General features: G+C 63.0%; 18 protein-coding genes. 5 read left to right on the top strand and 13 right to left on the bottom strand.

Features of this window, described 5'->3' with window-relative positions; translation table 11 throughout:
- Positions 1–266: 266 nt before the first annotated feature.
- The 4 genes from ppk2 to D460_RS0128420 form a co-directional block, all read right to left on the bottom strand.
- Positions 267–1,184: a polyphosphate kinase 2 gene (gene ppk2, locus D460_RS0128435; protein WP_018902013.1), complete on the bottom strand. Its 918-nt coding sequence runs from the start codon at positions 1,182–1,184 to the stop codon at positions 267–269.
- 207 nt (positions 1,185–1,391) lie between these two features.
- Positions 1,392–2,696, bottom strand: coding sequence for a DUF3422 family protein (locus D460_RS0128430; protein ID WP_018902012.1), 1,305 nt, complete (start codon positions 2,694–2,696; stop codon positions 1,392–1,394).
- A 153-nt stretch (positions 2,697–2,849) separates the two neighbouring features.
- Complete coding sequence (locus tag D460_RS0128425; protein ID WP_018902011.1) at positions 2,850–3,278, bottom strand: DoxX family protein; 429 nt, start codon at positions 3,276–3,278, stop codon at positions 2,850–2,852.
- A 65-nt stretch (positions 3,279–3,343) separates the two neighbouring features.
- Positions 3,344–4,327 (bottom strand): sugar-binding transcriptional regulator, encoded by a 984-nt coding sequence (locus D460_RS0128420; RefSeq protein WP_018902010.1) that lies wholly within the window; start codon positions 4,325–4,327, stop codon positions 3,344–3,346.
- A gap of 422 nt (positions 4,328–4,749) precedes the next feature.
- Here D460_RS0128420 and tal point away from each other — a divergent pair, with 422 nt between their 5' ends.
- Positions 4,750–5,715, top strand: a complete 966-nt coding sequence (gene tal / locus D460_RS0128410) for a transaldolase (protein WP_018902009.1) — start codon at positions 4,750–4,752, stop codon at positions 5,713–5,715.
- 81 nt (positions 5,716–5,796) lie between these two features.
- On the opposite strand, the gene D460_RS0128405 is transcribed toward tal, so the two are convergent.
- A complete protein-coding gene (locus D460_RS0128405) occupies positions 5,797–6,636 on the bottom strand; it encodes an amidohydrolase (RefSeq protein WP_018902008.1) in 840 nt (279 codons plus the stop codon).
- Between the two features lie 187 nt (positions 6,637–6,823).
- Here D460_RS0128405 and D460_RS0128400 point away from each other — a divergent pair, with 187 nt between their 5' ends.
- The 3 genes from D460_RS0128400 to D460_RS0128390 all read left to right on the top strand — a co-directional run bounded on the left by D460_RS0128400 (position 6,824) and on the right by D460_RS0128390 (position 9,599).
- Positions 6,824–7,555 (top strand): SDR family oxidoreductase, encoded by a 732-nt coding sequence (locus tag D460_RS0128400; protein WP_018902007.1) that lies wholly within the window; start codon positions 6,824–6,826, stop codon positions 7,553–7,555.
- Positions 7,556–7,620: 65 nt separating this feature from the next.
- On the top strand, positions 7,621–8,310 hold the full coding sequence (locus D460_RS0128395) for a DUF1345 domain-containing protein (protein WP_026283635.1): 690 nt from the start codon (positions 7,621–7,623) through the stop codon (positions 8,308–8,310).
- An 80-nt stretch (positions 8,311–8,390) separates the two neighbouring features.
- Positions 8,391–9,599, top strand: coding sequence for an adenylate/guanylate cyclase domain-containing protein (locus D460_RS0128390; RefSeq protein WP_037112278.1), 1,209 nt, complete (start codon positions 8,391–8,393; stop codon positions 9,597–9,599).
- 10 nt (positions 9,600–9,609) lie between these two features.
- On the opposite strand, the gene D460_RS35545 is transcribed toward D460_RS0128390, so the two are convergent.
- From D460_RS35545 to D460_RS0128355, 7 genes are all read right to left on the bottom strand, one after another.
- Positions 9,610–9,783 (bottom strand): DUF1328 domain-containing protein, encoded by a 174-nt coding sequence (locus D460_RS35545; RefSeq protein WP_018902004.1) that lies wholly within the window; start codon positions 9,781–9,783, stop codon positions 9,610–9,612.
- 153 nt (positions 9,784–9,936) lie between these two features.
- Positions 9,937–11,364, bottom strand: a complete 1,428-nt coding sequence (locus tag D460_RS0128380) for a gamma-aminobutyraldehyde dehydrogenase (protein WP_018902003.1) — start codon at positions 11,362–11,364, stop codon at positions 9,937–9,939.
- A gap of 52 nt (positions 11,365–11,416) precedes the next feature.
- Entirely contained in the window at positions 11,417–12,232 is an 816-nt protein-coding gene (locus D460_RS0128375) for an ABC transporter permease (RefSeq protein ID WP_018902002.1), read from the bottom strand.
- Complete coding sequence (locus D460_RS0128370; protein ID WP_018902001.1) at positions 12,222–13,190, bottom strand: ABC transporter permease; 969 nt, start codon at positions 13,188–13,190, stop codon at positions 12,222–12,224. The genes D460_RS0128375 and D460_RS0128370 overlap by 11 nt, the downstream gene beginning before the upstream one ends.
- Positions 13,187–14,173 carry an ABC transporter ATP-binding protein gene (locus tag D460_RS0128365; RefSeq protein WP_018902000.1) on the bottom strand — a complete coding sequence of 329 codons (987 nt, stop codon included), beginning with the start codon at positions 14,171–14,173 and terminating at the stop codon, positions 13,187–13,189. The genes D460_RS0128370 and D460_RS0128365 overlap by 4 nt, the downstream gene beginning before the upstream one ends.
- 247 nt (positions 14,174–14,420) lie before the next feature.
- Positions 14,421–15,578: an ABC transporter substrate-binding protein gene (locus D460_RS0128360; RefSeq protein ID WP_018901999.1), complete on the bottom strand. Its 1,158-nt coding sequence runs from the start codon at positions 15,576–15,578 to the stop codon at positions 14,421–14,423.
- A gap of 139 nt (positions 15,579–15,717) precedes the next feature.
- Positions 15,718–16,626, bottom strand: a complete 909-nt coding sequence (locus D460_RS0128355) for a LysR family transcriptional regulator (protein WP_018901998.1) — start codon at positions 16,624–16,626, stop codon at positions 15,718–15,720.
- A 179-nt stretch (positions 16,627–16,805) separates the two neighbouring features.
- Between D460_RS0128355 and D460_RS0128350 the strand changes: the two genes are divergently transcribed.
- Entirely contained in the window at positions 16,806–17,516 is a 711-nt protein-coding gene (locus D460_RS0128350; RefSeq protein WP_026283634.1) for a hypothetical protein, read from the top strand.
- Positions 17,517–17,650: 134 nt separating this feature from the next.
- On the opposite strand, the gene lysS is transcribed toward D460_RS0128350, so the two are convergent.
- Positions 17,651–19,147, bottom strand: a complete 1,497-nt coding sequence (gene lysS / locus D460_RS0128345; RefSeq protein WP_018901996.1) for a lysine--tRNA ligase — start codon at positions 19,145–19,147, stop codon at positions 17,651–17,653.
- Positions 19,148–19,159: the final 12 nt, after the last annotated feature.

Raw genomic sequence — 19,159 nt, 5'->3', positions numbered from 1 at the left:
TCGTCGTCCCTGTCTTGGATACGAACCCCAAGGTTCCTGCAACCACACGGGCCTGATGAAGAGCCGGTTGCGATCCTGCTCCCCACAGCCCCGAATGGCTGAGAAGGTGACGATCCGACAACCAGCTGCCGGGCGGGTGGCCACCCGCCCGGCAGAAACAACTATCTCATATTTTGATCATCCAAGAAGGTGCCGGCAGGCGGATGAGGGGGCCTCACCCGCCGACGTCTCTACATAATCAAAAACACCCCCGCCGACGCTTCCAATCAATACTTCGACGGAACGTACAACTCCGGCGGCAGGACCTTGCGTTCGTAATCCGGGTTGAACACGCGCTCGGGCAAGGCGATCTCCTCGTGCGGTACGTCCTCATAGGGGAACTGCGACAAGAGGTGGTCGATGCAGTTCAGGCGGGCGCGTTTCTTGTCGTTGCCTTCGACGATGTGCCACGGGGCTTCCGGGATGTTGGTGCGGGCGAAGGTTTCTTCCTTGGCCTTGGTGTAGGCTTCCCAGCGGATGCGCGACTGCAGGTCCATCGGCGACAGCTTCCACTGCTTCAGCGGATCGTGGATGCGCACGAGGAAGCGCAGCTGCTGTTCCTCGTCGGTGATCGAGAACCAGTATTTGACCAGACGGATGCCGGAGCGGACCAGCATGCGCTCGAATTCGGGCACGTCGTTGAAGAACTGCTCGACCTGATCCTCGTCGGCAAAGCCCATGACGCGTTCGACGCCGGAGCGGTTATACCAGGAGCGGTCGAAGAGCACGATCTCGCCGCCAGCAGGAAGATGCGGCACGTAGCGCTGGAAGTACCACTGCGACTTCTCGCGGTCCGATGGTGCTGGAAGCGCCACGACTCGGGCGACGCGCGGGTTGAGGCGCTGGGTGATGCGCTTGATGACGCCGCCCTTGCCGGCCGAATCGCGACCTTCGAAGATCACGACCACCTTTTCCTTGTGATAGGTGACCCAATCCTGCAGGCGGATCAGCTCGGACTGCAGCGCGATCAGCGAACGGAAATACTCGATGCGCGGCATCGATGGCGGGTGCGCCTTGCGGTAGATCTTGCGGATTTCCTCGGACAGCGCCGGCTCGGAGAGCTCGAGCTCATAGTCTTCATCCAGCGTATCGGCCAGTTCGGCCTCGAGCCAGTCGGTTGAAGGCGTGCCTCTCATGGTGGTCATCTCGATCCCTGTTCAGATTTGTCGCTTCGGACGCTTGCGGAGCTGCCTAGTTTTGCGCCGCATGACGATATCATGAAAGCACGCACGGCAAGGCCACTCATGGCGCCAAATAAGCAGCGTGTCATGAAGGATATATGACGCTTCGGCCGGGCGCGGAGATGTGCGCGCAAAGAGATCGGCAGGTGAGCGTGCTGTCGGGCTTTGGGATCAGCTCAGCGTGTCGGGGCGGTTGGCCTCTTTGACGTGGTCGTCGCTATGCTTGCTGCGAATGCGGCGCACGGTGAGCCAGACGCCGAGAACCACGAAGGGCACGGCGGCACCAGTCAGCGTCTCCGGCGGGATCTCGACGCCGACGCCATGCACGAGCTTGGCGAGGTAGCCGACGAGGCCGATGACGTAATAGGAGATGGCGGCGACCGACAGGCCTTCGACCGTCTGCTGCAGGCGCAGCTGCAGATGGGCGCGCTTGTCCATCGAGGCCAGAATCTCGGTGTTGAACTTTTCCAGCTCAACGTCGATCCAACTGCGTAGAAGGGCCGTTGCGCGGGCGAGCTTGCGCGACAGGTCCGCCTGCCGCTCCTCGACCGACTGGCATGTGCGCATGGCGGGCGCGAGGCGACGCTGCAGGAAGGCGCCCAGCGTCTCGTTGCCGGGGAGCGCCTTTTCGGCCAGCATGGCGACGCGCTCGAGCACGATGTTGTAATAGGCGCGGCTGGCGCCAAAGCGGTAGAGGCTGAGGGCAGCGTTGGCCTCGAGCTCGGCGGCGAGGCGGGTGATCTCCGAGAGCGTCGCGTCGGCTTCCGCGCGCGCATGCTGCTTCATGCCCTGCGTGATGGCGGTGAAGCTCGTTTCGATCTGGCGGATCTCGGGCGACAACGTTTGCGCCAACGGCAGGCCCATCATGGCGAGCGTCCTATAGGTCTCGATGTCGAGCAGGCGCTGGGCGAGCATGCCGCGGGCGCCATCCGTCATGCCATGGTCGAGCACCAGGAACTTGGTCAGCCCGTCGCCGTCCTGGCGGAAATCGGTAATGACGGTCGCCTGGCTGTCGGCCACCATGCTCTGACAGAGGCTGGTCGGATCGAAATTGGCGATGACGTCGGCGACATCCTCGCTGTCGGGGCGGATTTCGATGCGAACGCCCGAGATGAAGGGACCGGGTGCCGCGAAGCTGGCGCCGAAGGGATTGACCGGGATCTCTGCGCCGAATTCCGCCGGTGCTGGCGTGTCCCAGAAATAGGTCGAAAATTCCGTGTGGCGCTCCCAGCGCAGCGTACCGCTGCCCCAGCTCATCGTGTGATGGCTGGTGTCGGCGGCGGGTGCCGGAACACCCTGGGCGAGCGACAGCGCCTTCAGGATCGCCTGGTCGGCGGCGAAGTTGGCCTCGGTTAGGAAGGCGACCTGGAAGATGACGCGGGAGACGGGGATCAGCGTATAGGGGCGCGAATGGATTTCGCCGAGCGCGCGGGCCCGGACATCGGCTACGGGAAACGAAAAGCTACGCTTCGACAAATCTTGCCTCCTGACTGTGCCCCACGGCCAGTTCTTCCCTTGGCTATTATCAAATGGCCCGGCGCGTACGACGTGGCGGTTTGACGCAGAACGATCATGCGCCGGCCAATCACGCCATGTCGAGCGTTTCAGTTCCGCCCGGCCGGGCCGAGGTCAGTGCGATGCCGGCAATGGCCAGCGCGTCACCTTGCCGGCAAGCAGCGCCCACCAGACGATGACCGGCTGCAGGGCGAGGCGCGGCAGATGATACCACCAGCCCAAGGCGGTCGTGGTCGAGCCGAGATCGTCGATGGCGTGCTTGATGTTGGCCGGGAACACGCAGACGGCATAAAGCGCCAGACAGATGCCGGCCGAGCGGCGCAACCGTTCAGTCGTCAGGCCGATCGCGCCGGCAATTTCGCACAGGCCGGTGAGTGCGATCACCGTGGCCGGGAAGGGAACCCAATCCGGAGTGATCGACAGGAACGCGGCTGGAAAGAGCAGGTGCGCGCAGCCGGCGATCATGTAGAGGCCGGCCAGGATAAATCTGCCGGTTGGGCTTTCCGCGTGGTCGGTGGAAGCATTGTCTGCGGCTTTGGTCATGCACCGTTTACGCAAATGACCGGCGTCTGGATGATGCGACATATGTCGCCGATGCGACCGGTGTGTCAGCCGGCGTCGGCGAGCTCGATCAGGGCGCGGGCGGCGCTTTCGTCTGTGATCAGCGTGTTGCAGCCGATCCGCTTGATGGTGGCGCTGATGGCAACCGCGCGGTGGGCGCCGCCGGAGGAGAGCACGATGTGCTTGGCCTTCTTCAGCGTATCGAGATCGACGGACATGACCCGGCTGTTGATCGAATGATCGACCGTGTTGCCGTCCTTGTCGAGGAAATTGAACATGGTGTCGCAGACGCAGCCGGCATCGATCAGCTCCTGCAATTCGCCCTTGGAGATCCAGCCCTCCGACAGCGAGGTCGAATGCGGGCCGATATCGCCGCAGCTGACGATGGCGAGATCAAGCGTTTCGGCGAGCCGGTAGATGGTGTCGAGGCCGCATTTTTCGATGAGATTGCGCTTGGTCTCGGTGGAATCGACCAGAAGCGGCGCGAGGAACATGTAGCATTCGGCGCCGAGCTGGCTTGCGAGCCGCCAGGTGTAATCGATCGGGTTGGTCTGGTGGACGGCGACGATGCCGCCGAGCAGCGAGACGACCTTGCAATTGTCGCGGCGCGGCGGACGGAAGCTCGACAGCGAGGCCGTCATGGTGCGGCCCCAGCCGACGCCGATCGTGTAATTGTCGGGGATGGCTTCGGAGAGAAACTGGCCGAGCGCCAGGCCGACGCTTTTGGCCAGCGCATTCGGATCGGAGGTAACGGGTGCGGGCACCACAATCGCCTCGTCCAGGCCATAGGCGCGCTCCAGCTTCACCGACAGCTCGACGCAATCGCCGATCGAATCGTTGATCCAGATCTGCACCTCGCTGCGCTTCATCGCCTCGTCGAGCAGCCGGATGACGGTCGTGCGGCTGATGCCGAGCTGCTCGGCGACATCTTTTTGCGTCAATCCCTGGTTATAATAGAGCCAGGCAGCGCGCAGTCTGAGCGAGGAGGCTTCCGAATAGGCGGTGTGCGTGCCGCGTTTTAGCTTGACCACATCTCCTCCAAAAGCAAAGGCGCCCTAGATCCTGCTCGAGACAGGGCATGGTTTGTTGCCGCGATAATGACCGGTGTGACACTTATGTCAATTGAAATGCACAAATGTCCTTGACATTATGGCCCTGGAATAGCGATAGTCTTTGTAACTGGTCGTTCCGTCCATTGTAGGAGGCACTGTGCGGGCATATGGCAAATCGCAGCGGTCTTGCGCTGGGGCTGGATTGCCCTTGGACGTCCTCGTTGCGGCAGCCCGAGACGGGAACGATGGGATACTCGCCGACGTTTATGATGTAAGCCAGACGCGCGGGCACGATTTCACAGACAGCGACTTCAAAGACAGTACGGGCAATCCGTAGATCACCTCATTCGCCGGACCTCAAGTGCTCCGGCTCGCAGCTCAAGTCAAAAGGACACGCGACCATGACATCCAAGCTTGACCAACTCCGCGAGATCACCACCGTCGTCGCCGACACCGGTGACATCGAAGCCGTTGCCCGCCTGAAGCCGGTCGATTGCACGACCAACCCGAGCATCGTTTTGAAGGCACTCGGCACGCCGATGTTCGCCGATGCGATCAAGGAAGCCGTTTCCTGGGGCAAGAAGCAGGGCGGCAATTCCGAAGCCGTTGCTTCCGCCGTTGCCGACCGTCTCGCCGTTTCCGTCGGTGCAGCGCTCTCCAAGCTCGTTCCCGGCCGCGTCTCGACCGAAGTCGATGCCGACCTTTCCTTCGACACCAAGGCGTCGGTTGAAAAGGCACACGGCATCATCGCCGGCTACAAGGAACGCGGCATCGAGAAGGATCGCATCCTGATCAAGCTCGCTTCCACCTGGGAAGGCATTCGCGCCGCCGAAATCCTGCAGAAGGAAGGCATCGACTGCAACCTGACGCTCCTGTTCTCGCAGGCACAGGCAATCGCCTGCGCCGACGCCAAGGCATTCCTCATCTCGCCCTTCGTCGGCCGTATCCTCGACTGGTACAAGAAGTCGACCGGCAAGGACTTCACGCCTGAGGAAGATCCGGGCGTACTCTCCGTTCGCGAGATCTACAACTACTACAAGGCCAACGACATCAAGACGATCGTCATGGGCGCCTCGTTCCGCTCGGCTGGCGAGATCGAAGCATTGGCCGGTTGCGACCGCTTGACGATCGCGCCGAACCTGCTCGACGAACTCTCCAACGACCAGGGCAAGCTCGAGCGCAAGCTGTCGCCTGACGGTGCCAAGCCGATCTCCAAGATCGCCGTCGACGAAAAGACCTTCCGCTGGATGATGAACGAAGACGCCATGGCGACCGAAAAGCTCGCCGAAGGCATCCGCGCCTTCGCCAAGGACCTCGGCACGCTGCGCGCCATGGTCACCAAGGAACTGCAGCTCGCAGCCGCCTAAGGTTTTGCGGGTACTTGAATGAGGAAAGGGCGGTGCCGGTGGCGCCGCCCTTTTTGCGTTGTGGGGGATATCCAACCGCGTTCAGTCGATCGCCCAGATCCGCTTGGCATTCCCCTGATACAGCTTGTCGCGCTCTTCCGCGCTGCAGCCTGATGTCAGCGCGTGCGTGGCCGCCACCCAGGGCGTCAACCCGCCGCCGAGCGTGCAGACCGGCCAGTCGCTTCCCCAGACGACGCGGTCCCAGCCGAAGCTTTCGATCGTGTGCTCGACATAGGGGCGCAGGCTCTCGACCGACCAGCGTTCGAGATCGCCATAGGCGATGACGCCGGAGATTTTGGCGGTGACGTTGGGACGGCGGGAGAATTCGGTGATGCCGCGATGCCAGACGGTGCTCATGCCCGATTTGATCGGCGGATTGGCGCAGTGGTCGAGGATGAAGCGGACATCGGGGTTGAGGTCGACGAGATCGAGAATGCGTTCGAACTGATGCGGGAAGACGCAGAGATCGAAGGTTAGCCGGGTATTGGAGAGCCGGGCTACGTTCTCGCGAAACAGCGGGCGCTCGGAGGTGTCGTCGGGAGCCACATGCAGCACACGGCGAAAACCCTTGATGAAGGGGTCGGCGAGGCAGCGTTCGAGATAGGCGGCAAAGCCCTCTTCCTCCGGCCGGCAGGCGGCGATGGCGCCGCGCACGAGGCTTTTAGGCCTTTCGGCGATCTCCTTGATGAAGGTCGTTTCCTGTTCGATCGCATCACCTGATACATCGACCTCCATGTGCAGCACATTGCTGATGCCGCAGCGGAGCGCGTCGCGCGAATAGTGCTCATAGAGGCTGTCGCGGTCGAGATCCCGCACGTCGGGGAGCCAGGGATAGTGCAGGCGATTGCGGTCGATGACGTGCAGATGTGTGTCGAAGAGCATGCGGTTCCTCCCCCTTCATGCAGGCTGTCCTGTCGTCCTCTCGTCTTTCGCCGGATTTTTCGTTGCTGACGCGGGCCTCCTACCCATGTCAGCGTTCGGCGTCGGACAATGTGATTGACGACATAATGAATATAATGTTTGCATATGAATGAATGCGCCGCAAGCGCCACGCATAAGGGGAGGAATTATGAGCCACGGTCTGGAAGGCAAGAAGGTCGTCGTCACGGCGGCCGGTCAGGGGATCGGTCGCGCCAGCGCGGAGCGGTTCATTTCGCTTGGCGCCCATGTTTACGCCACCGACATCAACCAGGCATCGCTTTCGACGCTCGCGGGCGCGACGACCACGGTTCTCGACGTGCTCGACGGGAACGCGGTTCGCGCCTTCGCAGAGGAGATCGGGCCGATCGACGTGCTCTTCAATTGCGCCGGTTTCGTGCATGCCGGCTCGATCCTCGATTGCGAGGAGAAGGACTGGGACTTCTCCTTCAACCTCAACGCCAAGGCAATGTATACGACCTGCCGCACCTTCCTTCCCGGCATGCTCGACAAGGGCAAGGGCTCGATCGTCAACATGGCGTCGGTGGCATCGAGCGTGAAGGGCGTGCCGAACCGCTTTGCCTATAGCGCATCGAAAGCGGCCGTGATCGGGCTTACCAAGTCGATCGCATCCGATTTCGTCGCTAAGGGCATCCGCGCCAACGCCATCTGCCCGGGGACGGTCGACAGCCCCTCGCTGCACGAGCGGCTGCGCGCCACCGGCGATTACGACAAGGCGCTCAGCGACTTCATTGCCCGCCAGCCGATGGGCCGGATCGCCACCGCCGAGGAGATCGCGGCACTCGTGACCTATCTCGCCGGCGACGAGGCCGGGTTCACGACGGGCCAGATTCATGTGGTCGATGGCGGCTGGACCGGCTGAGGCCATATTGCTCTTGCCGGTATCAAGCTGATATCGTTGGTGATCTCGCAGCGGCGGAGCATTTGATGGCAGAGGTTACGTCAGGCGGCAGTGGTCGTCCCCTTCGGTTGCTGCGCAAGCATGCGATCTTCGTGATCGCCGTGCTCGTCGGCCTCGCGGTCTTCCTGCTTCTGACGACGCGTGAGGTGACGGCGCGCAACTTGTTGGCCGGCTGGAATGTGGCTGCGGTGATGTTCATCGTCGCCACATGGCGGCGGATGCTGAAGGCGAGCGTGGCGACGATCCGCAAGCGCTCGGCCGATCTCGATTTCTCGGACTCGCTTCTGATGTTCCTGTCAATCTCGGCGGCCCTTGCCAGCATCGCCGGCATCGGGCTCGAGCTGCATCAGGTCAAGGAGGCGGCGCCCAGCGTCGCGCTTGGCCGGGCGCTCGCCGCAATCGTCACCATCCTGATCTCTTGGGTCTTCCTGCACACGCTGTTTACCGTGCATTACGCGCACCGCTTCTATGGCGGGGACGATGATGGCGACGGCGTCAAGGGAGACGGGCTGAAGTTCCCCGAAGGGTTGGACGAGCCCGTCTACTGGGATTTCCTCTACTACTCCTTCACGATCGGCGTTGCCTCGCAAACCGCGGATGTGGCGACGAGCTCGACTGTCATGCGCAAGCTGACGCTGCTGCATTCCGTGCTGTCGTTTCTCTTCAACACGACCATCCTGGCGCTTGCCATCAATGTCGGCGCAAGCCTCCTTTAGAGGTAGGCGCGCGCGATAGAGCCGCTTGGCAATCTGGTGTAAGAGAGGTTTTCTTCACCTGGGGTTGTTTTGGGGGCTTCATGGGGTCGTTGTCGCGCGAGAGATTGGCGGCGCTTGCCGGTTGCGATGCGGAGCAGCTGGATGCCGTGGCGCGGCTTCAGATCATCGAGGCCGGGCCGGAGGGCTATGCGGCGAGCGATGTCAGCCGGCTGCGGCTGGTGCTGGCGCTGAACGCCGCCGGCATCGCGCTCGAGATGCTCGCCACCGGTCTCAGGCAACAGATCGTCTCGCTCGATTTCGCCAGCCAATTGATGTTCGAGCCGGTCACCATGTCGGACAAGTCGCTTGCGGACGCGCTTGCCGAAGCGTCGCTCGATCTTGGCCGCGTCAACGCACTGCATTCCAGCGCCGGGCTTTCGCCGATGTCGCCGAAGCGGGCGCTGCGGGAGGATGACGAGGAGTTCATCCGGCTGATCACCGAATGCACCAGGCTCGGCGCTTCCGACGAGGGCATGCAGCGGGTGCTGAGGGTGTTCGGCCAGTCGATGCGGCGCTGCGTGGATACGATGCGCGATCTCTTCCGCGCCGAGGTCGAAGAGCCGATGCTGGCGGCAGGCCTCAGCCATCGCGAGGTGCTCGCGGCGGGTGCGGCCACGCGGCTTTCGCTACAGCGCATCGGCATCCGCATGCTCTTCCTGCTGCAACGGCGGATGCTAGAAGAGGCTGTGTTCGACAATGTGGTCGGGCGGCTGCAGGATGCCTTGCGCGGGCTGGGTGCCGAGGCCGAAAGTGATCAGGCGCTGCCGGCCGTGGCTTTCGCCGATCTGACCGGCTTCACAGCGCTGACGCGCGATATCGGCGATGTCAGGGCGGCCGAGAAGGCGGCGAGCTTCGAGGCGCTGGCGCAGCGTCTCGCCAATCTCGCCGGCGGGCGGATCGTCAAGCCGCTGGGCGATGGGGTGATGATGCTATTTCCGGATGCGGAGGCCGCATTGAAGGCGTCACTGTCGCTCGTCGCCGAGAGTGCGGCGCATCAGTTGCCGGAGGTGAGAGTGGGCGTTGCGACCGGTCAAGTGGTGCCGCGCGATGGCGACATTTTCGGTCACACGGTCAATCTGGCGGCGCGGATCGCTTCGGTCGCCGCACCTTCGCAGGTGCTTGTCTGCGGCGGCACGCATGATGCCGCCACTGACGAGATTTCGGAGATGGATTTCGAGGCGCTGGAACCGATGTCGCTCAAGGGCGTCGCCGATCCCGTATCGCTGTTTTCGGTCAAGACCGGGCTATAGGATCGGCTTCCTAGAATATTGCCTGCCCGGCCAGGAGTGCGAGCACCAGGAAGATCACGAAGATGATCAGCGCGATACCGAAGAGAACGCGCGCGATCGTCGCCGTCGCCGCGGAAATCCCGGAAAAGCCGAAGAAGCCCGCGATCAGCGAAATCACGAAAAAGATAAGAGCCCATTTCAGCATGGAGGCGTTCCTTCTAGTTAATCGGATAGAAGACGCGCCAGAGCGAAAAAGGTTCCATATCCAATGAGATAGCGGTTCGATTTATCCGCTTAGGACAAAATGACGCCGGCGCAATTGCTCGCGCCGGCGTTGCTCTTTGAAACCGTGTCGCGCTTATCCGTGGTTGATCATCACGTGGCGGACGGCGGTGTAGTCTTCCAGTGCGTAGACGGACATGTCCTTGCCGTAGCCCGATTGCTTCAGGCCGCCATGCGGCATCTCGTTGGTGAGCATGAAGTGGGTGTTGATCCAGGTGCAGCCATATTGCAGGCGGGCGGCGGTCTTCATGCCGCGGCTGATGTCCTTGGTCCAGACCGACGAAGCCAGGCCATAGTCGCTGTCGTTGGCCCAGGTGACGGCATCCTCGACATCGGTGAAGCGGGTGACGGAAACGACCGGGCCGAAAACCTCGCGGCGGACGATCTCGTCTTCCTGCGTGGCGCCAGCAATCACCGTCGGCGTGTAGAAGAAACCCTTGTCGCCCGATGTCTTACCGCCTGTCGTGATCTCCATGTGCTTGTGCTCGCCGGCACGCGCCACGAAGCTCTCGACGCGGTCGCGCTGGCGCTTGGAGATCAGCGGGCCGATCTCGTTTTCGGCGTCGTCGGCAAGGTTGAACTTGATCGAGGAGACCGCCGAGGAGAGATCGGCCACGAACTTGTCGTAGACCTTGGCGTCGGCATAGATGCGGCAGGCAGCGGTGCAGTCCTGGCCGGCATTGTAATAGCCGAAGGTGCGGATGCCCGATACGACCGCGTCGATATCGGCGTCGTCGAAGACGATCACAGGGGCCTTGCCGCCGAGTTCCAGATGGGTGCGCTTGACTGTTTTGGCGGCTGCCTGCAGCACCTTCTTGCCGGTCGCGACGTCGCCGGTGATCGACAGCATCGAGATCTTCGGGTGGTTGATCAGCGCGTTGCCGACGCTTTCGCCGCGGCCGAGGATGACGTTGACCACGCCTTCGGGCAGGATGTCGGAGAGGAGCTTCGCCATCTTCAGCGCCGTCAGCGGCGTCTGTTCGGAAGGTTTGAAGACCACGGTGTTGCCGCCGGCGATGGCCGGCGCCAGCTTCCAGGCCATCATCATCAGCGGGTAGTTCCACGGCGCGATCGATCCGACGATGCCGACGGCGTCGCGGCGGATCATCGAGGTGTGGCCAGGCAGATATTCACCGGCGACCGGGCCGTGCAGGTTGCGCACCGCGCCTGCGAAGAAGCGGTAGCAATCGACGATGGCGGGGATCTCGTCGTTCAGCACCGCGTTGATCGGCTTGCCGCAGTTCAGCGCTTCCAGCGTTGCGAAGCCTTGGGCGTCCTTCTCGATTGCGTCGGCGATTTTCAGCAGATAGCCAGCGCGCTCGCCTGGAGTCGTCTGCGACCATGCCGAGAAGGCCTTCTCGGCGGCATCGACGGCGGCGTCGATCTGGCCGAGCGATGCCTCGGCAAGGCTCAGCACCGTTTCGCCGGTCTTCGGGTTCAGGATGTTTTCTTCGATCTCGGTGCCCGCTTCGAAGCGGGATCCAATCAGCATCGCGGTGTCCATGATGTTCTCCCTTGTTATCGATGGGGCGGGATGGGGGTATCCCGCGCTCCGGTTATTTTCCAGCTCCGGCGACCTGATCGCCGTCGCGCGTGAGGTAGTAGGCTGCCAGGATCGGCAGGAAGGTGACGAGCACGACGACCATGGCGACCACGTTGGTGACGGGGCGCTGGCGCGGACGGATCAGCTCTTCCAGCATCCAGATCGGCAGCGTCGATTGCTGGCCGCCGGTAAAGGTGGTGACGATGACCTCGTCGAAGGAGAGCGCGAAGGCAAGCATGCCGCCGGCCAGAAGCGCCGTGCCGATGTTCGGCAGGATGATGTGGCGGAAGGTCTGGAAGCCATCGGCGCCGAGATCCATCGAGGCCTCGATCAGCGATCCCTGGGTGCGGCGGAAGCGGGCGACGGCGTTATTGTAGACCACCACGACGCAGAAGGTGGCGTGGCCGAGCACGATCGTCCACACCGAGAAGGGAATATCGAACAGGCTGAAGGCCGAGCGCAGCGCGATGCCGGTGATGATACCAGGCAGCGCGATCGGCAGGATGACGAGCAGCGAGATCGCCTCGCGGCCGAAGAACTTCGTCTGGCTGACGGCGGCGGCGCAGAGCGTGCCGAGCACCAGTGCGATCGCGGTGGCGATGCAGGCGACCTGCACGGAAAGCCCGAGGGCGGCCCAGACATCCGGCCGGTTCCAGGCAATCCCGAACCACTGCAGCGTCAGCCCAGGCGGCGGCCACTGGTAGCTCTTTTCCTCCGTCGTGAAGGCGTAGACGAAGATCAAAAGGATCGGCAGGTGCAGGAAGAGCAACCCGCCGCCGGCGGCGATCTTGAGCGCGATCGGCGCGCGTTGGCCACGGTCAGAGCGCATCGAAGGCTCCCTGTTTCTTGGCCAGCCACAGGTAGACGGCCATGATCACGATGGGGACGACGGAGAAGGCGGCGGCGAGCGGCACGTTGCCGGCCGTTCCCTGCTGCGCATAGACTGCCTGGCCGATGAAGAGGCGCGAGGAGCCGATGATCTGCGGGATGATGTAATCGCCCAGCGTTAGCGAGAAGGTGAAGATCGAGCCGGCGACGATGCCGGGCAGAGCCAGCGGAAAGAGCACTGTGCGGAAGGTCTGGCCCGGCGTGGCGCCGAGATCCGAGGAGGCCTCGATCAGGTTGCCCTGCACACGCTCGAGGGCTGCCTGTGTCGGCAGGATCATGTAGGGCAGCCAGACATAGACGAAGACGAGGAAGGTGCCGATATAGCTCACCGATAGCGAGTTTCCGCCGATGACGGGCAGAGCCAGCACGCCATCGAGCAGCCAGGCGAGATGCAGCTTGGCGAAGAACCAGGTGAGGATGCCCTCCTTGGCGAGGATCAGCTTCCAGGCGTAGATCTTGACCAGATAGCTCGACCAGAGCGGCAGCATGACGCCGAGATAAAAGAGCGCCTTCCATTTCCCCTTGGCGTAGCGGGCCGCATAATAGGCGATCGGGAAGGCGACGATGGCCGATGCCAGCGTCACCAGCGCTGCCATCAGCACCGTCCTGACGATGATGTCGAAATTGGTCGGCGACAGCAGCTGGGCATAGGTTGCCAACGTGAACTCGTAATTCACCAGGCCGGAGAAATCGTTGATCGAAAAGAAGCTCTGCAGCAGAAGCGCCAGGAGCGAGCCGATATAGATGATGCCGAGCCAGAGCAGCGGCGGCGTCAGCATCAGGAAGAGCAGCAGCTTCGGGCGGCGCCAGAACATGTCGGAGAGCCGGCCGAAGAAACCGCCGCGTCCGGGCAGGATCGAGGTCGCCGCCTCCTCGTGGGTGAGCGCGATCGCGGTCATGCGGCGTCGTCCATGTAGTGCACGTCGACGGGCTGCCACGACAGGCGAACATCGGCGCCGACTTCGGGGACAGTGGCGCCAGCCGGCAGCATGACATGCAGGCGTGTGCCTCGGGCCGCGACGGTCAGCCTCGTCGCGGCGCCGAGGAAGCTGGCGTTCTCGACGCGGGATTCGACACCGTCGCCGGTGATACGGATCGCTTCGGGGCGCAGGCTTGCCCAGCGCTTCTCGCCGCCGAGCGCGGTCATCAGGTCGGGGGCGATGACATTGGAGGAGCCGACGAAATCGGCGACGAAGCGGGTTTTCGGGCGGTTATAGATATCCTGCGGCGTGCCCTCCTGCACGATGCCGCCATCGTTGAAGACGGCGACGCGGTCGGCCATGGAGAGTGCTTCGCCCTGGTCGTGGGTGACGAAGACGAAGGTGATCCCGAGTGCCCGCTGCAGGCCCTTCAGCTCCTCCTGCATCTGCTCGCGCAGCTTCAGGTCCAGCGCGCCAAGCGGTTCGTCGAGCAGCAGCACGCGGGGCTTGTTGACCAGCGCGCGGGCGAGCGCCACGCGCTGCCTCTGGCCGCCGGAGAGTTGCCCGGGCTTGCGGGTGCCGTAGCCGGGGAGTTTCACTAGTTCCAGCGCCTGTTCGGCGGCCTTGGCGCGCTCCGCCTTGCCGACGCCCTTGACCATCAGCCCGTAGGCGACGTTGTCGAGGATGTTGAGGTGCGGGAAGAGCGCGTAATCCTGGAAGACGGTGTTGACGTTGCGCCTATAGGGCGGCACCCCCTCGGCGGTCTCGCCGAAAATCTCGATATGCCCCGCCGTCGGCTGCTCGAAGCCGGCGATCAGGCGCAGGCAGGTGGTCTTGCCCGAACCCGACGGCCCCAGCATGGCGAAGAACTCGCCCGGCGCGATCTCGAGATCGACGCCATCGACGGCGCGAACGGCGCCGAAATGGCGGGAGACCTTCTGGAAACGGACGGCGGGGGTCATTTTGGGGGCTCCTCGGGATTCAGGGTGTTTTGGTCGGGAAGGGTATGCCGTGTGGCACCCCCCTCTGTCCTGCCGGACATCTCCCCCACAAGGGGGGAGATCGACTCGTGGGTTGCTCCCTGCCAAACAATGAGCGTGGAGCGAGCGCCTGCGCCCAGCCAATCTCCCCACCTGTGGGGGAGATGCCCGGCAGGGCAGAGGGGGGTAACCCGGGCTCAGAGGCCGAGGCTAACGCTAGAGCTAAAGCCTACCGCCCGCCAATCACGCCAATATAATCCGACACCCAGCGGTGATAGGGCACGCATTCGCCCTGTTCGCACTTGGCGGTCGGCGTGCGCCAGAACTTGATCTTGTCGAAGTGATCATAGCCATTGGTGGCGCAACCGGTGTCGGTCATCAGCTCGTTGCCCTTGCAGGCAGCCGGAACCGAGGGGACGGCGCCGAACCAGGCGGCGGCGTCGCCCTGGACCTTGGCGGACAGCGAATGCTCCATCCACATGTAGGCGCAGTTCGGGTGCTCACTGTCGGCGTGCAGCATGGTCGTGTCAGCCCAGCCGGTGACGCCCTCTTCGGGGAAGGTGGAGGCGATCTTCTGCTTGTCCGCCTGCATCAGGTTAACCTGGAAGGGCCAGGAGCCGGAGGCGACGACGCCTTCGTTCTTGAAGTCGTCGATCTGGATCATCGCATCGTGCCAGTAGCGGGAGACGAGCTTGCGCTGGCCGCGCAAGAGATCGAGGGCGGCCTTGTACTGGTCCTCGTTGAGCTCGTAGGGGTTCTTGATGTTGAGCTCCGGCTTGTGGGCCATGAGGTAGAGGGCGGCGTCGGCGATGTAGATCGGGCCGTCATAGGCCTGGACGCGGCCCTTGTTGGACTTGCCGTCGGGAAGCGTCTCTTCCTCGAACACGACCTTCCAGCTCTTCGGCGCCTCGCCCTTGAAGGCGTCGGTGTTGTACATCAGGACGTTCGGTCCCCAAAGATAGGGAACGCCGTAGTGGACGCCGCCAACTGTGTACCAGGGCGCGTCCTGCAGCCGCTTGTCGACGTTCTTGAAGCTCGGGATGAGATCGGTGTTGATCGGCTGGACGCGCTTGCCGGCCACGAGGCGCAGCGACGCGTCGCCCGAGGCGGTGACGAGGTCGAAGCCGCCTTCGTTCATCAGCGACACCATTTCATCGGAGGTGGCGGCGGTCTTGACCGAAACCTTGCAACCGGTCTCCTTCTCGAAGCCGGTGACCCAGTCGTAATTCTTGTCGCTTTCGCCGCGCTCGATATAGCCGGCCCAGGCCACGATGCTGACGGCGCCTTCGCCCTTGCCCAATTCCTTCAGCGGCTCGGCCGCCACCACCTGCGTCACGAAGCTCAGGGTCGCAAGCGCAGCCGTGCACGATTTCAGAAGATATTTCATCTGATGTCTCCCGGTTTTGGTGCCACTTCGTGGCGTTTTGTTCCCGCCGGAAAAGGTGACGCGAAAAAGCCGCTTTCGCAAATTCATTTATCAGAATGGCGATATCGGAATTTCCGATAACTACTGCTCAGGCTCACGCTTAGCGTGGTCGCCCGCTACGCATAGCCTCCGCGATGCCGACGAAATCCCTTGCCGCCTGCGGCAGGCTGGAGCCCTTGCGCCAGACCATGCCGACCTGCACGACCGGAAGGGAACCGGAGACGTCGCGGCTTTCGATGCGGTCGCCTTCCAGCGACCAGGGGCGGTAGACGAGATCGGGGAGCAGCGCGACACCCGCGCCTGTCGCGACCAGGCTGCGCACGGCCTCGACGGAGCGGGTGCGGAAGGCGACGTGGGGGCGGGCGCCGAGGGCGGAGAGCAGCTTGCCGGTGTTTTCCTCGATTTCGTCGACGGTCAGCATGATCAGCGGTTCGCGGGCGATATCGGCGATCGAGATGATGTCGGCCGAGACCAGCGGGTGGCCCATGGGGAGCCAGAGGCGATAGGGCGAGGTTTCAAGGATCTCGGCCTGCAGCGCCATGCGGTCGCGCAGGTTGGAGATGACCATGACCGCGACATCGAGCTCACCGCCGACAAGCAGATGTTCGAGATAGCCGCCATTGTCCTCGATCGCCGAGACCTCGACGCCGGGGCAGGCGCGGCGGTAGCGGGCGAGTAGGTCGGAGAGCACGTAGCCGGCGACCAGCGATGTCACGCCGATGTTGAGCGTGCCCGAGGGCTGATTGCTGGTGCCGGAAAAGCTGGCGCGGGCATCGGAGACGCTGGCCAGGATCTTGGTGGCATGGCGCAGGAACTGGTGGCCGTTATGGGTGATCGTCAGCCCGCGCGGATGGCGGTCGAAGAGCTCGACTCCGAGGTCGGTCTCCAGCTCCTTCAGTGCTTCCGTAACCGAGGATTGCGAGATCGACAGGTTCTGCGCGGCCCGCGTGATCGAGCCCTGCTCGGCCACTGCGATGAAGTATTGAATCTGGCGAAGCGTGAAGGCCATGGCATCTTAGAGCATGGCGCCCGAGGCCATTGCAAGCGTGCACCATGCTGGACCTTTTTTGGGATAAGTCTCTTTGTGGCACAAACTTCTTGCCCGCATTTAAGTATTCCGAAACGTCATTTCTCTAGCGTCCAGACCAGTTTATTGCGTTGGAGTGACTTGATGGCGGAGCAGTTGGCGTGAAGGCCTTACTGCGCATCTTCCGGCCTTCCCGGAAATTGGTGCTGATCATCGGCGGAATTGCCCTTCTCGGGGGCATTTCCGGCGGCGCAGCGCTGTATATCGGCAAGGACACCCTGCTCGGTCCTCCCGCGGAGACCGTGAACGGCGCCGCGTGCACCGACGTCAATCTCGTCACCATCAAGAAGCAGAAGCGGGTCTGGATCCGCAAATACATCAAGACCGAACCGACCGACGGCATGACCCGCGTCAAGACGGCGCTGAGAGTAGCCAAGGCCGTCTACGACGCGCAGAAGCCCGATCTGGTGCAGGTCGTGGTTCTCGACGCCAACGGCCCGACGCTGCGCTCCGATATCCGCGGCCGGGCGATCGGCGCCGACGTCGTCTATATCCCGCACCCCGATCCGATCGTCGAAAGCATCGAGGGCAACAAGACCTATACCGCCCGCTACTACGACGGCACGGCGGCGGCCAACGGCCTGTTCTTCGGCGAGCGCATCGACCTGCCCGAGGACGAGATCACCACGCTCAACGCATCCTTCAAGGACGTGTCCGACTGTATCGACCCGATTGCGGTTGCCGCGACCGAGGGCGGCGAGGGCAAGCCAGCCGCCAAGGGCGAAGGCGCGAAGCCGGCCGAGGGAGGACACGGCGCTGCACCGGCCGAAGGTGAGGCAGCCCCGGCGGCGGCGCCTTCAGGCGGGCATTGATTGATTGGTTGGTCGGCGGGGTTTCCCCGTCTGACAACGGCCAATAACGCGTCGGTATCTCGTTAGCGGAAACACAAAAAAAAAGGCGGCCAACCCTTTCGGGTTGCCGCCTTTTCTTGTGTCCGTAACCGATCTCAGTCAGCCTTGGCCTTGCGGGCCGGGAAGAGGATGACGTCGCGGATCGAGGGGGCGTTGGTCAAGAGCATGGTCAGGCGGTCGACGCCGATGCCGAGGCCGCCGGCGGGCGGCATGCCCTGGTCGATGGCGTCGAGGAATTCGTCGTCCAGCTGCTTGTCCTTCTCGCCGCGGGCATGGGCCTGCTCGAGCTGCTCGACCATGCGGCGGCGCTGCTCTTCCGGATCGTTGAGTTCCGAGAAGGCGTTACCCAGTTCCCAGGCGTTGCAATAGGTCTCGAAGCGCTCGACGAGGCGCGGCTCGCCCGGCACTTCCTTGGCGAAGGGCGAGATGTCCTTCGGGAAGTGGGTGACGTGGCTCGGCTGGATCAGCGTGCCCTCGACCTTCTCCTCGAAGATGAAGGCAAGGCACTCGCCCCAGGTCCAATCCTTCTCAACTTCGAAGCCGCCGGCCTTGGCGGCGGCGCGGGCTTCCTCGTCGGTCTTCATGGCGAGGAAGTCGATGCCGGTGGCTTCCTTGACGGCGTCAGGCATGGGGACGCGCTTGAACGGACCCTTGAACGAGATCTGCTTGTCGCCGAAGGGGAACTCCGTCGTGCCGTGAACCTGCAGCGCCAGCTTTTCGAACAGGCGCTCGACGAGGTCCATGATGTCCTCGTAATCGGCGTAGGCCCAGTAGCACTCCATCATGGTGAACTCGGGATTATGCCGGGTGGAGACGCCTTCGTTGCGGAAGTTGCGGTTGATCTCGAAGACCTTGTCGGTGAGGCCCGAGACCAGCGTGCGCTTCAGGAACAGTTCGGGCGCGATGCGCAGGTACATGTCCTGCTTCAGCGTGTTGTGGTGCGTCTTGAACGGATCGGCCGTCGCGCCGCCATAGACCGAGTGCAGCATCGGCGTCTCGACTTCCATGAAGCCGTCGTCTTCCATGAAACGGCGGATGCCGGAGAGGATCTTCGAGCGCTGCTGGAAGCGGAGCTTGGATTCGTCGTTGCTCATGATGTCGAGGTGGCGCTTGCGGTAGCGGATCTCAATATCGGCAATGCCGTTCCACTTCTCCGGCATGGGGAGAAGCGACTTGGTGAGCATGGTGATCTCTTGCGCGTTGATCGACAGTTCGCCGCGCTTGGTGCGGCGCACGGTGCCGGTCACGCCGATAATGTCGCCGATATCGATCATGGCGAGCATTTCGCGGGCGGCCTCGGGCGTCACGTCCTTGTGGCTGAAGATCTGGATCTTGCCGCCGGCGTCATGGATATCCATGAACATGCCGGAGTTGCGCGAGGAGTAGACACGGCCGGCGACGGTGACGACGTCCGTCGTCTCGATGTCGGATTCCAGATCCTTATACTTCTCGGCCAGCTCGGCATTGGTGATGGTGCGGTGGAAATGCGCCGGATAGACGTCACCGATCTTTTCGCGCAGCAGCTTCAGCTTCTGGGCGCGAACCTCAGTCGCGTCGGAGGAGAGGGTGGCGGTTTCGGTCTTTTCGGTCATGTCATTTGCCTT

It is taken from the genome of Rhizobium sp. 2MFCol3.1 (assembly GCF_000377565.1).
In the GTDB taxonomy this organism is placed as follows: domain Bacteria; phylum Pseudomonadota; class Alphaproteobacteria; order Rhizobiales; family Rhizobiaceae; genus Rhizobium.
The sequence above is the reverse complement of the archived record's forward strand: the minus strand, read 5'-3'. Positions and strand labels throughout refer to the sequence as shown.